Here is a 16,004-nt window from a genome sequence, read left to right as displayed (position 1 = left end):
CGTTATCAAATGCGGGCAGCCTCCGCTTAATCAGGAAGCAGGTGATCTATGAGATACCCTATTTCTAGAGGGTGTTCATACCTTTGGCCTCAGCCAACGGTTCCTTTCGGAACAAAGGCGCAACAATCAGAAGTCCAACTCCAAAAAATACACCGGCTAACAGATACATCACCATAACGGACAACTGATCCTTCAGCCATCCTGACATACTCATCGTTATCAGCATCGAGCCCATAAAGAGAGGAGACAGGATGCCGTTTACTCGACCGACATAAGCTTGCTCCGTATTTTTCAAAATCAAAGTCTGAACCGCAACCTGAAAGCCGGGCGTAACCATGCCGATGAAAAATTGAGCCAAGAGCGTAAGCCACATAAACGTCGATAGACCGGAAATTGCCATACACAGCGCATTGACCGCCAAACCGATAGCAAGCAAAGAGCGGGCCTGCATGACTTTGCTCAGCATTACCGTTAAGGCTCCGCCGAGAATCATCCCCATACCATTCATAGAGAGCAGCCACTGCAAATATTCCTTCGGCAATCCGAGTCTATCCGTAATGAGAAAGATGCCCAAGGGCTGGATAAACCCGACGCCAAGACCGGTACAACAAAAGCATGTTCCCAAAATAAGCAAAATTCGTTTCTCCCTGATATAATGCAGGCCTTGAACCATTTCAATCCTCATACTATTCGAATGTACCATCTTGTCGAGCTTAGTGTCTGCAGGCAGCAGAGATAAGACCGCAGCCGATAGAAGGAAACAAATCGAAACCAGACCGATTGAGACCGAAATACCGAATTGATAATAACACAGAGTACCCAGTACCGGTCCGAGTAACGTAAAGACGGCTATCAAGGTCTGAAACATGGACATTCCAGTCTGAAACTGATCCTCCGGCACATGCCTCTTAAACAATTTCATACTTGATGGCTGAGAGAATTGCGACAAAATTGAAGAGACCAGCGTTGCCAAAAAGACGGCCTTCCATGTACCAAGCAGCAATGCCAGCAGAACGAACGCAACTGAAACCGCACTGCCTATATCGCACCAGACCATCGTTTTTTTGGGCTTCCATCGGTCTGCAGACACGCCTCCTATAAAGGAGAAGATAAATATTGGCGCAAATTCAGCAACCGATATCAGGGATACGGCTAATCCGCTGCCGTTCGTCTTCTCCATAACAAACAACAAAACCGCAAAGTTTCTCACCCAAATTCCAAGCTGCAAAAAAGTCATGGATAACAAAATCCCAATCATAAACCGATTTCGCAGTAACTTGCCTATCCCCGCAGTATCCTTTTTCATAGGTTCACCGTTCGGAGAATACGATCGGCAATATACTCGAAAAGCTGTTCGACCGTTGAAGATAATTGTAAGTGTTGAGACTAGGGTTTTCATATATTTTAAGAATTTTTTCCTCCATTAAAACCTCTTCCCTTTATAGATGAAGTGAACCACTCTATAAATTTATGATTTCTCCTCAGCTTGCTTTTAGATGATATAGCTCCTAGAGAGTTTCTATCTTGACCCGTTTAAACTCCGCTATACCTTGACTGACGAATAGTGCAAGCTTTCCCTGCTGAATGTCGTACATTCTGGCACTCATCGCCACATCTCCGCCGACATAAATTTCGCAAATCGTGCCGTCTATAAACACTTTCAGCTCATATTCCTGTTCCGGCAGCAGCTTGAGCGGACGTTCCAGTTCCACATCGTAAGGAAAAGTTTTACCCCCCTCTTCCGTTTGCATAATCGGTCCACGGAAAGTAATCCGGCTACGCTCGGGCTCCAGCGTAATATAATAGGCAAAATCAAGAGTTTCGCCTGCACGAAGCATGAACCCAAGACCCTGGGTTGACTCCGAGAAACGTACGGCTGTAGAAATCTTGCACTGATCGGGTAGCTCCTCCTGTGTGATACAACCTGCAAAGGCATAAGGAGATTCACAGAGCAGCACATCGTCCGTGATCGACCATTCTCCGGCGATTCCCTCAAAATTCGCGGGTACCTGTTTGTCAAAAGCAAAGTCAACCGTTTCGGGAACGTTCACACCTAGTGTCCCGTCCGGGCGCTGTATGATTTCATGCACAACCATATTGCCCCCCCAATCCCATGTGTCATAATCTTTGCCAGAAGCTTTAGGAGGATTCCAGCCAAACAGATCGTCATTTTTTGTCGGATTCCAGCCGAACAAATATCGCTTTTGTCCATCGGATACTGACTTCGCCGCATAATAAGCCCGTCCATCAAAGGCTTCCTCCGGAGGTGTAAACCATGGTCCGTTCAAGGAACGACTCATCCGGTAAAAGGTACCGAAACGCCCTGTATAAGAAGAATAGATGAGGTACCACCAGTCCCCCATCCGGAATAGGTCTGGGCATTCATGCGCTCCCACATGCAGGTTCGGCGCATACAGTGGCTCCCGGTATTCCCAATGTTTGAGATCCTTAGAGGATAGCAAGCCTGTGCAACCTTTCCGGTTCGTCGGTCCTTTGGCTAGAGCTGCGATCAGCATCCAGTATTGCCCTTCTTCTTCATTCCAGAAAACAAAAGGATCACGCCAGTCCGCCAGCTCATAAATTTCACCATCTGGACCAAAAGTGTCTTCAGGAATAGGCTCCCATGTTTGCAGATCCCTACTGATGGCATGACAGGCAAACTGTTTTCCATCAGGAAAAATACAATAGAACATATGATAGATATCATCAACCTTAAGGATGTGGCCAGTCCCACCTTCGATTTTACAAGCTCCACCTTCCCTGAAATTCACAAAATCCTTCGTTCCGAGCAAATGCCAGCCTTGCTCAAGGCCTTCACGATAATTTTCTCTCCAGCCATGGAGATAAAAAAGTTTAAACTCTCCATCTTCATAGTAGGGGATTACATCCCCCACCCAGGCGTTCTCCGGACGATAAAAAAATTCTTTCATTAATTATTCCTCCCGTTATTGTGATTGGCTAAGCGTTCATCCAGCGAAACCGGCATATACGCATCATTCGTGCCTTGTTCCTGATACCAGTAGACGGTAGCGGCATACAAACATTGGTTATTGAAGCCCCACTGATTTCCTTTATATTTTTCTATATAGCCTTCAAAGGAATTCATGAAAGGAATATTGTCGCAAATTTGAAAACGATTCACTGAGGTGTGTCCATTGGCATCTATTTCAACAAAGGGCTGACTGGCAAAGGCGCTATCGAACATGGGAAAGGGCGGCTCTGCCGCCCAGGCATAACCAATATAGTCCTCGCTACCCGTTCCAAAAGTAGAAGGAAAGGTTTCACCATCCACAAAAAACTTCTCGTCTCCTTCGCCCCACCACCAGTCAATGGTTTTCTGATCTCCTATCCCATACCACCATTTCTCGGCTTCCTCTTCCGGTTTCTCCCAGGTGTTGTATACGTGAAGGTGAACACCGCAGAATCTTCCTCGGCTTTTTGTAAGCAATAGTGGCCAATCCGGCCAACGATCGCCGCCTTCCGCAAAGCGTTCAGTATCAAGATTCAGAAACTCATCCCGGTGCCATTTGGCATGGAATCGCAAGAGATTATCCGCATATGATTTCAGCAAAACCGTATATTGGAGATCTGCCGTTACCGCACATGCTTCCGTTCCATCATTTACAATTTCAATTTTTGCTCCTTCTGAGAACGGCATGTACCAATAACTGTACATTTCATGTTCATTCATTCCCAAAGGCAGAGAACGGTATGGCTTAATCCCCGGCGCGCTGCCGAAAAAATCACCTAAAGGCGCCCATACAGAAGGGTGTTCTTCATTATCCCATTTCATTGAAATAGCTAATTGTCTGGCCAAGCTCTGCTGCTGTTCCTCGCTCTTCCTTCCAATATTTGTTCTAATACGGATCATAGAAAGAGCTCCGGCCCCTTGTTTGTCAAACAGTACGGCTTTGCCGCCTGCCGGAACATTTACGGTTACTGTAACATTCTCGTCAGAGGCTCCTTCTGTTTCCTTAAAATACCGGGTTCCTCTTTGCTGTAAAATCCGGTCCGCTTCAGCCAGCGCAATAGCCGACATTTTATCTATGCTGCCGTTGAAGGAAGGCACACAGATATTGGAAGGGAATGTAGTATAAGTGATGTGATAATAAGCGCCCCAGCCTTTATCCAGAAGCACTTTGCAATGTTTCTGAAAAGGTACGGGGATAAAACAGTTTCTTCCTCGTGACAGTGTAGGCGCCAAATTGGGAAAGTTGGCCGGGGCATCTTCTTGATTAAATCTGTCAAAATAATCCCGAAAGGGTTGATTGATCACAGGAGTTTCGGAATGATCGATAAAGATCTGAATATGCCCTTCCTTGGGAAGAGCTGACCATAATCTCCAGATCACACCGGGGCCATCCAATTCCAAGGCCACACTACTCTCACCTTCCTGGCGGAGGAAACCTCCCCCATCATCGTTAGCTCCCCAATCCTCGTATAGCCCCGTCTCGGCGTTATAAATAGATCTCCGATCATAACTGGAGAAACAACCCGACTTCTCACCGGCCTGCGGGGGAACCGCTAGTGCTTCAAGATCATATAGTCTTCTCACAAGGTCTCTATACGTATAAACGCTCTGTTCTGGCTCCATTTCAGTCATTCCGTGTGAACTCCTTCTTGGGTAAGATGATACTCCGTAAAAATTAGAGAAAGCCGGAGTCATGGCGAAGGCAGACATCACCTTGCTTCCCCCGGCTTTCCCTTAGCCATTATTTATTAACTTCATCCAGCAGCAGCGAGATGATTTGCGCGCTCTCCGCACGATTCACCGTTTCATGAGGCATGAATACCTGATTGCCGCGCCCGTCAACTATCCCAAGCTCCTGTAAGGCAGCCACTGCACCTGAAGCCCAATCGCTTATCGTACTGGCATCCTTGAAATTGCTTTGACGATTAACATCAGCCTTCTGTCCTGTATGAAACAGATATGCTTTGTAAATCATGGACGCCATTTCTTCACGACTTATGGTGTCCTCCGGCGCAAAGGTATCTTTGTTTCTTCCGGTGACAATTCCCGCTTCGTATGCTGCGGCAATGGAAGAAGCGTACCACTTCGTGGGTTCTACATCCTCGAATGTAGTTAAGTTCATCCCTGTTATTCCGAGTGCACGAGTGATCAAAGAAGCGAACTCAGCTCTGCTTACATTTTGCTTTGGTGCGAATGCCTTTTCACTCACTCCCAAGACCATTTGCTTTGCTGCCATCCTTTTTATAACATCACGGGCCCAATAGGAGGCATTCACATCTTCAAATGATTTATTATAAGTAAGGACCGCATACTTGCTGAAATGACTCACCTTTGCCGTCCATTTACCGTCCGCATAGGTTCCACCCATATATTCCAGTCTGCCGTCATCTGAGATGTAATACATGCCCGTTAAATCTTGGCGGGAATTCTCCTGTGTGCCTAATCTGATGGTGACGGGTTTGGAGAACTTCTCAAGCGTAAGCGCCGTTCCATCTGCCTTCACCATTGACAATTTGAAGTCGTAGACCTCCCCGGTTACAGAGATATCTGCATGATTCTTCTGTCCGGCCCGCGACAGTAACTCTTTGCTCTGCTCTGAAGATAAAGTTCCCATTTCAAAAGAGATCTTCGCCTGTTCAAGCTCGCTGCCCGTGACCCGTGCCTGTAATTCCTTCAATACCTCTGCTGGAACTTCGATCTCCACATCTGTATTTTTAACTTTCAGAGCATTCTTGCCGTCATTTGCCGCGATGGACACCGGAAACATCACTTGCCGCTCTCCCTTTGCCATCTCGAATGACAAACTGTTTTGACTCTCAGGTTTGCCTGCCGGAATCACAGGCTGATTCGGAGGGCTGGTTGGGACCGCTGAATCGGTTGGATGAGTCGGACCGGTCGGACCACTTGGATCAGTTGGATCTGCTGGACCGGCAGGGCTTGTTGGGCCTGTTGGATCTGTCGGTTCTGTCGGATCTGTCGGATTCGCCGGATTCTGCATCTTAACCGGTACATTGAAATCATCGACATTAATATGTCCGAAACCGCCTGTAGATTGGTCAACTACCTTAATGTAAAGCTCCTGGCCGATATATTGCGAAGCATCCCAGATCTTCCGCTGATACTCCTCATAATTCGTGGCAGTCTCTTTAAACAGCTCTTTGCCGTCCGATGCCCGGACTAGCGCAACATACAGCTTATCGATATCACGCCCGCCGCTGACCAGGAAGTTGATCTTGCCGTTCCCTCCAAGGACGAAATTCTGCGATTTCAGTGTTCCTGTTAAACTGTCACCGCCGGCTGCCTCGTTGAAGCCCCACAAATGATATCCGCCCGGAATTTTATGCGACGGATTGAAGTAGATCGTATCCCAGAAGAACTTGGCATCGGTCACATGGATATCCTGGAAGGCGTCTCCTTCAGTAATCCAGCCTGTTAAGTCTCCTGTAGCAAAATCATGGTTAGGCAGATCCGTAATATCGGTATACACCGAATTGTCCCAATTGTCAGGCACATCGACTGGAGCCGCCGGCTCACCCGTCAAGGCATTCATATTCCATACTTCCATCGACTTGACCGTTATATCGTTGTCGGCCCAAACCTGCAAGCCCAAGGAATCGTATCTTCCCACATAGACGCGGGTTGTCAGTTTTTTCTTGTAATTGGCAAAGGCTTCGACAACCGAGCGGTCCAGGAAAATATGCAGCTTCAAGTTCTCTCCATCCAGATCCACGTATCCGCCTTGAATGCCGTCCACGCGCACATCCGGATCAATGCTGCTCTTGGTACGGTCCACATTGAACGTCCCATTTGTCTTGTCATAGTAAATCAGCGTTTCCTCCTGGCCGTTATCGGAGCGCCGTACCTTAAGACCAAATTTCTGGGCTTCACCCGGATCAATCTCCATCACGATCTCCAGCATGTCGCCTTTGACATTGTGTATCAATTGATTGGCGGCAGCCAAATTTTTGTCCGAGAAATCAACCACCTTATCTCCCCGGAGACTCTGCAATTCTTGAATCGGTTCAATACGCAATTGATCATGCTCATCCAGGCTTAGGGAAACTGGCAGTGCCAGATTATGAGCCCAACCAGCCTGATATTCAGCCTGCGGCGTTCTTACATTCTGCACCATGGAGTATACGACCGTTCTTCCGTCGGGGGTAACCATACCGCTCTCTGCGGTCAAATAACCATCCCCCACGTCCATTTTGGAGGGTGCGTCCTGATCAGGTATAAATTTGAAGTTATCCCGATCCCAGGTTCCAATCCAGTAAAAGACTTCAACATCTCTTTGCACATCGTCAGCTGGAGGAACCTGCTCCGGCTTCTCATGGGGATTAACCATGAAAATATACTTTTGCTTGCCCATGCTATCCTTACCTACCGGCAGTAATACCGGCAGTTCCCATACCGTACCGAGCTCCGGATACAGATTTCTGTTACTAACATATAAAGGCCCCTTATACTCCCAGTTGTACATATCGTCAGACACGTACACCAAAGCTGTACCGCTGCTGAAGTCTTGAAGACCGGATGTCACCAGCTGATACCACTTATCTACCTCCTTGTCGTACCAAACGAATGGATCACGGAACTCGTTGTGAATGCCATTTCCATTCTGCTCGGTTACAGGCTCTGGATATTTCACCCACTTCTCTAGTTTAGGGTCTGACAAATCGGCCGGAGTTGCCAGCCCTGTTCTTTGATTCGGTGACAGAGAGTCATTGCCGGCGGTATAGAACAGAACAGGATTGCCGTCACGGTCATACGCTGCGCTACCTGACCATGTACCGTCCGGATCAAGAGTACCCGCTTCTGGTGCAAGTGCTGGCCTCACATTTTCCCAATGGACCATATCGTCACTCACCCAATGTCCCCAGTGGATCTGATGCCAGAATGGACCTTGCGGGTTATGCTGATAAAATAAATGATACTTGCCGTTATAATAGATCGGTGCATGCGCTTCATTCATCCAGTTTTGCGGAGGCATCGCATGGTACTGCGGACGGTGCTGATCACCGTCAAACACACTAGGATCCTCATCAATGTCACCATTTGGAATTTCCGGAACCGCGCCGCCGTGGAGCACCTTCACATTCTCATACTCAGCAAGGATCTCTTGACCCGTGAGCGCTTTGTTCTGCAGTTTCACTTCATCGATAAGTCCGCTGAACATATTGTAGGAGAACAATCCCGCAAACTCTGCAGATTTATTGTTTTTTCCGATAATCAGATTTTCCGTAGAAGGTGTAATTGGAACGTTGACAGGAGTTGCTTGAGATGCTACTTCCTGACCATTTAAATATAATTTAATGATTCCGTCCTTTTTGTCGAACGTAGCTGCTACGTAATTCCATTTGTATTTTTCGAGTGGATGGTCTTTGACCCATACCTGAATCCACTGTCCGCCAATTCCTACCTGCATTGACCATGTGCCGTGCCGGTACATCCCCAAAGCAAATCCTTCTGTCTTATCCTGATCAGACTGATTCACGATAGCAGACAGCTTGTTTCCGTCTCCCCATTCGTAGCTGCGTGGAGCGACCCAAGCTTCAAGCGTTAACGCGTCACTTACTGGAACGGCATCCTTTGCGTTAACCTCGATATCATTTGAGTATCCATCGAATAGCAAAGCGCCACCTTTTACTCCGCGCGGAGTCCATCTTGGATCTTTGGAGTCCATATATCTGGCGTTATTAAATACGTAGTTTACATCATGATCAAGATTACTTACTTCCTCATGTGCCTTTTTTCCTACGCCTTCATCAAGGTTCATGTAGAAAATGGTTCCCGTATTATTCGCTTGAAAAGCATCAACGGAGATACGGGCTTGATTGGATTGATCGATAACTTTGACATAAAGCCTCTTGTTGTAGTGCTTCTGCATTTTCCAGGAAATCTTCTCATTCGCACTGACATCCCCGGTCTTCTCTAGCAACGTGTTCGTGCTGGCATCATATAATGCGACGTAGGCTTCCTGCGGGTTGACGATGTCTACAACTGTGAAGTTAATTGTCCCGGTCCCTCTAAGCGTAAAGGTATTGGAGGTAATCGAGCCCTGTCCTTCCAAAGTGGACTTGGCATAATAGTTACCTTCTTTACCAGCTTGGGCATCATTGCTCACTTGAAATGCGTTGCCCTGAGCGGTCCAGCTCTCTAAATTCCCGGTTTCAAAGCTGGGATTCTGAATTTCTGTCGGCATAATGTTGTCTGCCATGACTCCTTCTTCGGGTACGAGTTCATTGAAGGTGTGGAAGGCGTCCGCAAAGATGACTCCCCAATCCGCATGCCCATTATCGACGATCTCCAAATACAGCTTCTTCCCGATATACTTGGAGAGATCGGCTTTATACTGCTCCATATTCGCAAGTCTCAGGCCCTGTGCCGGATCCGGGAATCCGGACTCGTTAAATTCGGTGTTTCCGTACCTGGCTACCAAGTCTCCTGTATCTGCATTGATGACGTTCACGTACACTTGATCCGTATGCTTGCCTCCGCCCAGTCTGAAGGTAATCCAGCCTGTTCCGCCCAGCTCGAAGGTGCTGGACCGAAGCTTACCTGTCGCAGTCTCGTTATACTTCAATCCGTTTAAATGATAAGTGCCTTCCTGGTTATACGGGATTTGTTCAACCCAATAGGTGGTTTCGTCCGATACGCTGTTCGGTCCAAACGCTTCGCCTTCTACAACCGTCCAGCCTGTCAAATCTCCGGTTTCAAAGCTTGGATTCTGAACTTGATAGCGTTTGAAATCCGGCTTAATATCTTTGGCAACAATGCCCTCGGCTGGCTCGGATTCATGGTACATCAGGAATGCGTCCGCAAAGATCAGTCCCCAATCCGAGGTTGCATTATCGACGATCTCCACATACAGCTTCTTGCCCAAATATCCGGAGAGATCCGCCTTATACTGCTCCATATTGGCAAGCCGTAGACCCTGAGCGGGATTCGGAAAGCCAACGTCGGCAAAAGCACTATTGCCATACCGGGCAACGACTTGTCCCGTCTGGGCTTCCACGATATTCACGTATACTTTGTTAGGATTTTTCGCACCGCCAAGCTTGAAGCTGATCCAGCCGCTGCCGCCCAGTTCGAAGGTGCTGGAACGAAGCACGCCAGTCGCAGCCTCGTCATGCTTCCAGCCGTTTAGATGATAAGTACCTTCCTGATTGTACGGGATTTGTTCTGCCCACCAAGTGGTTTCGTCCGATACGCTGTCCTGACCGAACGCTTGGCCTCTGACAATTGTCCAGCCTGACATATCCCCAGTTTCGAAGCCTGGGTTTTTGATTTCATAGGGACTGTTTAATTCAATATCCGGCTTAATATCCGTGGCAACAATGCCTTCCGCAGGCTCGGATTCATGGTACATGAAGAATGCATCCGCAAATACCACTCCCCAGTCCGCCGTTGCATTATCGACGATCTCCACGTACAGCTTCTTGCCTAGATATTCAGAAAGATTTGCCTTATATTGCTCCATATTGGCAAGCCGCAGGCCCTGAGCGGGATTCGGGAAACCAACGTCAGCGAAGGCGCTATTACCATACCGGGCAATCACTTGACCCGTCTGGGCTTCCACGATATTTATATATGCCTTGTCTGGATTTTTCGCGCCACCAAGCTTGAAGCTGATCCAGCCGCTGCCGCCCAGCTCGAAGGTGCTGGAACGAAGCACGCCGGTCGCAGCCTCGTCATGCTTCCAGCCGTTTAGATGATAAGTCCCTTCCTGATTGTACGGGATTTGTTCTGCCCACCAAGTGGTTTCGTCCGATACGCTGTCCGAACCGAACGCTTCACCATTGACAACTGTCCAGCCCGTCATATCCCCGGTTTCAAATCCCGGATTCTGGATTTGATAGACTGCATTCGTAACTGACAACCCCTCGTCAGCCTTGGGAATAGGATAGACTGCATCCGTAACCGACAATCCTGCGTCAGCCGTAGGGATGAACGCCTCCCGGGCACCCACTTCAACTTTGGCTGCGGCCGAGATTCCGGGAGCTACAAGCTGAAGAACCATCACCCCTATAACCATTCTGGAGATCCATACTTTGTTTCTTTTGACTTCTCTCATCAATGAGCCTCCTTCGTCATTTCTTATTCATGGCAAACATTCATACCTAATTATGAAATGGCTCTCCGTATACAAGGATGCATAGTCATGAAGTAAGAGAGGATTGAATGAAGCGGTTCCAAATCGAGGGAACAAAGTGGCTTAAGTGTTTGTTGTATTATCCATATAGTAGGGAGCGCCTAAGCGCTCACACTACCAAATGGATTGCATTTCCCATATCTCCATGGATTTAACCAACAGTTCTCCAGTTCCCCAGACTTCAAGCCCCAGGGCATCCTTCCGGCTCGGATACACCCGGGTTGTTAGGCTTTTCAAGCCGTTGGCATAAACTTCAACCATAGAGCGATCCAAATAAATATGCAGCTTCAGATTTTCTTCTGGCAGTTCTAACTTACCACCCTGAACCCCGCTGCATTTTTCTCCCGGATGTTGTGTCGTTTTTGTCCGGTCGGCCAAGAGCATGGTCTGATTGAGATCATAATACAACAGGGTTTCTTCTTCCCCATCCGGTGATTTCCGGATCTTGATTCCGAATTGCGCAGCACTGCCTGGATCAATCTCCACTTGAATCTCAAGCATGTCGCCTTGAACATCCTTGAGAAGGTCATTAGCATCGGCCAAAGACTTATCCCGGAGTGATAGTCGCTTCTCGCCTCGCAGCGATTGAAGCTCCTGAATCGGCTCGATTCCCAGCCGTCCATCCTCTCGCAAATACACGCTTAGCGGCAAGCCCCCGTTATGAGCCCAGCCCGATTTGTATTCCAGCTCGGACGTACGGTCACCTTGGGCAATTGTGAAAATAATATTTCTGCCTGTGTTTGGATCAACCATGCCACTCGGGCCTGTAAAATGGAAGTCACCGACATCAATCAATTGAGGTTCCATTTGATCCGGTATGAATGATACATCATGCTTGTCAAACTGACCGATCCAGTAGAATACCTCGACATCGGCGCCAGCTCCCACAGGGCTAACCAGCAAAAGATGCTTGTTTTGACCCTGTTTATCCTTGCCAAGAGGAAAAAGCACAGGAAGCTCCCAGATAGGTCCAAGATAAGGGAACTGCTGAAGATCAGCCTGATAAAACGGTCCTTTGTAGGTCCAATTGAGCATGTCTTCTGACATAAATGCAAGGGCTGCCCCGCCTCCACCTTCAATCCCCGATCCGACCAGGGCATACCAGACATCCTCATCCTTCCACACGAACGGGTCACGGAAATCCCCGAATGCCCCCATTCCCTTCTGCTGTACAATGAGCGGCTCTGGATGTTTGATCCAATGGACCAGATCAGGGTCTCCATCTTCAGAATAAGTGCTTCTTGCAAGTGCCACGCTCTGATTCGGCGAAGCACTATCATTCCCCGCGGTAAAGAACAGGACAGGAAGCCCGTCCGCATCGTAGGTTGCACTTCCTGACCAGATCCCGTCCGGTGCGAGCTGATCCTTCTCAGGGGCCAGAGCAATAGGAAGATCACGCCAATGCACCATATCCGTGCTCACCCAATGTCCCCAATGAATATGATGAAAGTATGGTCCTTGCGGGTTATGCTGATAGAACAAATGATAGTGCCCGTCAAAATAAATCGGTGCATGCGGTTCATTCATCCAGTGAGCTGGCGGGCTGACATGATATTGCGGTCTATGCCGGTCTGCCAGCAGTGGTGTACGATCCAGCTTGATATCATCATAGTTCACTTGCGGCACGATGCCTCCAGGTACGGAATCCAACACCTCCTGATAAGAAGCTGCTACTTCCTCATTACTCAAGGCGCGGTTATAAATCTTCAGTTCATCCATGATTCCGCCGAACATATGAAGGCTGAACGCTTCTACAAGCTTGCTGCTGTGATTGTTTTTGCCGATCAGCAGATCTGTGTCCACCGCTGCAGCCATGCGGGAACCACGCGCAACAGTATCCGAAGCAATCTCACTGCCATTGAGAAACAACTTAATTTCTCCATCGTCCCCATTGAAGACAGCGTTTAGGTAAGACCACTCATTCTTTGGCAGTTCATAACCATCCGGTGACCAGATTTCCTTCCAGTCTCCTCCCTCTAGTCCAATTTGGAAAGACCAGGAGCCATGGCGGAACATTCCCAGCAGGAATCCCTGTTTATTCTCCATATTGTGTTGGTTCACGATGGCGGCGAGCTTGCTGTCATATCCCCATTCATAGGTGCGCGGAGCAACCCATACTCCGATACTGAGAGCTGAGAGATATTCCGGTCTTCCATGCTGCCCTTCAAGGTGAGCGGAATGAGTAATGTATGACGAGTAACCATCGAAGAGAAGCCCATGTCCCGACACCCCCTGTCTCCACGGCGGAGTACAAGATTCAGTGAACTCTGTTTGGTTAAAGACGTACTGGATATCATCCTGGGTTCCGGTTACACTCTCCAGAGCACTTGCTCCGGTTCCTTCATCAAAGGCCCAGTACATCATTAAACCTTGATTATCGATTAATCCGTTCATACATTCACCCTCCCTACTAACTGCTCTGTGCTGCCTTCAGTCTTATGAATGGAATTAAGAGTATGGATATGAAGCGAGTTCAGCTCTGCACTCCCTGCCACGGTACTTATCAACACTTTTTCAATTGGATTAATTGGAAAAACCTGATCAGTTAACGCGACTATTCCGCCATTTGCAAACACTTCAACCACACTACGATCCACCCAGATACGCAACTTGATGTTTCCTTTGTCCGGAACTAATCTAGCACCGTGCTTACATGCAAATGACGGGTTGAAATCAGTGAGACCTGACTTAGAACGGTCAATAAACAACCACTCTCGTTCAGGATCATAACCAATAATCGTTTCACACTCTCCGGAAGATTTTAATAGGATATGAACTTCGTCTCCGGAGTGGACATCAAGATCGGCCTCAATCTCCAACAGATCTTCGTTCGTCTCGTGAATTAAAGGGTTCTCGCTCGTTACCGCTACATCGCTCCATGAGTGCGTCTCTTTCCGCAGCTTTTCTATCTCCTGAACAGGCATTTGCGATAGAATCACGTTCCCGTTCCGGTTGGTCAGTGATAGTAAGCGCGGGAGGGTCATGGCACCTCTCCAGGAAGCGGTTGGTACTTGATTGGCATATTTCCAGTTGTTCATCCATCCGATAATGATGCGCCGTCCGTCTTTCTCTGGAATATCAGACCAAGATACTGCAGCATAATTATCTCTTCCCTCATCCAGCCACAGCACGGTATCCGGTGTATTCTCATTTACAAATTTGAAGCCATCGAAGCTTCCAATGAAATATTGGGTTTTGGAGCCTTCCGGACAGTCTGGATTGTCACCGATACTTACCAACAGGACCCATTTTTTCGAAGTGGACCCATCGATGGATAGCTCAAATAGATCTGGACATTCCCATACACCGTAGTGTGCACCATCCGACTTTCCGAATTCGCTGGCAAACTCCCAATCCTTCAAGTCAGCAGATCGATAAAAGCGGATATGGTCTCCACATGCAAGAACCATAACCCAGAGGCCAGCTTCCTCCATCCAGAAGACCTTGGGATCACGAAAATCGGTGATCTCGATATCACTCAGAACTGGATTTCCTGAATAAAGTGTCCAGCTTCTGCCTTTATCCTTACTGTATGCCAGGCTTTGGCGCTGCCGCGGTCTATCTGAATCTGGGTATATATCAGCATGAGTGAATATTGAAACCAAGCCTGAACCGCCATCAAATAATCCACTGGTATCGTTCCAATCCACAACTGCGCTTCCAGAGAAGATGGCCCCATTATGATCCGGAGACAAGGCTATAGGAAGTGTTTCCCAGTTCACCAAATCCTTGCTTACCGCATGTCCCCAGTGCATAGGACCCCATACGGTGCTTCCGGGATGATGCTGAAACATCAAATGGTACTCTCCTTCAAAATAGACCATACCATTAGGATCATTTAGCCACATAGCAGGCGGGGAGTAATGGAATTGGGGCCTGTATGATTCTTTGGACAAATCAATGCCAACAGATTGAACTAATTCAGCAGCCTGCCGATAGGTTGGAATTGCCGGAATGGCTCCTTTTTGTGTTGTAACCAAAGCACCCACTGCATTGGCGAAGCTTATAATCGGGATCCAGTCCTGATCTCTAATCTGCTCGATACTGCACCCTCTCTCAAGCAGCTGATAGAGGAACCCGCCTAGAAAAGCATCTCCTGCCCCAGTAGTGTCAACGGTATGAACTTTGAAACCTGGCACATCAGCAAATTTAAAACCAGACCCAAACCGGACGAAGCACCCTTTTTCAGCCTTAGTCACCAGGACCACTTTCACCTTGAATTGTGACTGAATTTGACGGGTACCCTCTTCCAAATCAGTAAGACCCGTAATAAACTCAAGTTCTTCCTCAGAGATTTTAACAATATCCGCAAGAGCAAGTCCTTCTTTTATCCTGGACTTCGCTTCCTCCAGATTGCTCCAAAGTGCAGGTCTTAAATTTGGATCAAAAGAAATCAGAGCTCCATTCTCTTTTGCATATACACATGTTCTTAACGTTGCACTAGCAGAAGGTTCATGGGTCATCGATACAGATCCGAAATGAAAGATTTTCGAACTCTTGATACGTTCCAGATCAATATCATCAATTCCGAGTAACATATCTGCACCTGGTTTACGGATAAAACTAAAAGTGCGGTCGCCATCGTCTTTCAGATGAACAAAAGCTAGCGTTGTACTCGCATTCTTCTCCTTGACTAAACCCTCTGTATCTACACCATTCCCCTGCAAAACTTGAGTAAGATACTCTCCAAACTGGTCTTCACCCACTTTACCGATAAATGCCGTAGATTTTCCAAGCTTTGATAGAACAACAACCACATTCGCAGGAGCTCCGCCGGGATTGCATTCAAATAGCTGCTCCCCCTTCTCGGACAAGCCTGCCGGAGTAAAATCAATCAGCACTTCACCTATTGCTGTAATGTCAACCATATGGTTCTCCACC

6 protein-coding genes are annotated in these 16,004 nt (G+C 47.8%); all 6 read right to left on the bottom strand.

Features of this window, described 5'->3' with window-relative positions:
• Window positions 1-64: 64 nt before the first annotated feature.
• The 6 genes from A3849_RS27340 to A3849_RS27315 all read right to left on the bottom strand — a co-directional run bounded on the left by A3849_RS27340 (window position 65) and on the right by A3849_RS27315 (window position 15,991).
• Complete coding sequence (locus A3849_RS27340; RefSeq protein ID WP_256700986.1) at window positions 65-1,237, bottom strand: MFS transporter; 1,173 nt, start codon at window positions 1,235-1,237, stop codon at window positions 65-67.
• 271 nt (window positions 1,238-1,508) lie between these two features.
• Window positions 1,509-2,930 (bottom strand): glycoside hydrolase family 32 protein, encoded by a 1,422-nt coding sequence (locus tag A3849_RS27335; RefSeq protein ID WP_074114237.1) that lies wholly within the window; start codon window positions 2,928-2,930, stop codon window positions 1,509-1,511.
• Window positions 2,930-4,603, bottom strand: a complete 1,674-nt coding sequence (locus A3849_RS27330) for a glycoside hydrolase family 172 protein (RefSeq protein ID WP_074114236.1) — start codon at window positions 4,601-4,603, stop codon at window positions 2,930-2,932. The genes A3849_RS27335 and A3849_RS27330 overlap by 1 nt, the downstream gene beginning before the upstream one ends.
• Window positions 4,604-4,712: 109 nt before the next feature.
• On the bottom strand, window positions 4,713-11,045 hold the full coding sequence (locus A3849_RS33145) for an S-layer homology domain-containing protein (RefSeq protein WP_178382817.1): 6,333 nt from the start codon (window positions 11,043-11,045) through the stop codon (window positions 4,713-4,715).
• A gap of 192 nt (window positions 11,046-11,237) precedes the next feature.
• Window positions 11,238-13,517: a GH32 C-terminal domain-containing protein gene (locus A3849_RS27320; protein WP_074114235.1), complete on the bottom strand. Its 2,280-nt coding sequence runs from the start codon at window positions 13,515-13,517 to the stop codon at window positions 11,238-11,240.
• On the bottom strand, window positions 13,514-15,991 hold the full coding sequence (locus A3849_RS27315; protein WP_074114234.1) for a PfkB family carbohydrate kinase: 2,478 nt from the start codon (window positions 15,989-15,991) through the stop codon (window positions 13,514-13,516). Before A3849_RS27315 ends, A3849_RS27320 begins: the two co-directional genes overlap by 4 nt.
• Window positions 15,992-16,004 lie beyond the last annotated feature (13 nt).

It is taken from the genome of Paenibacillus sp. P46E, assembly GCF_001909095.1.
GTDB lineage: Bacteria > Bacillota > Bacilli > Paenibacillales > Paenibacillaceae > Paenibacillus_AQ > Paenibacillus_AQ helianthi.
Note: the sequence above shows the minus strand (reverse complement) of the source record. Positions and strands in the feature narration are given on the sequence as shown.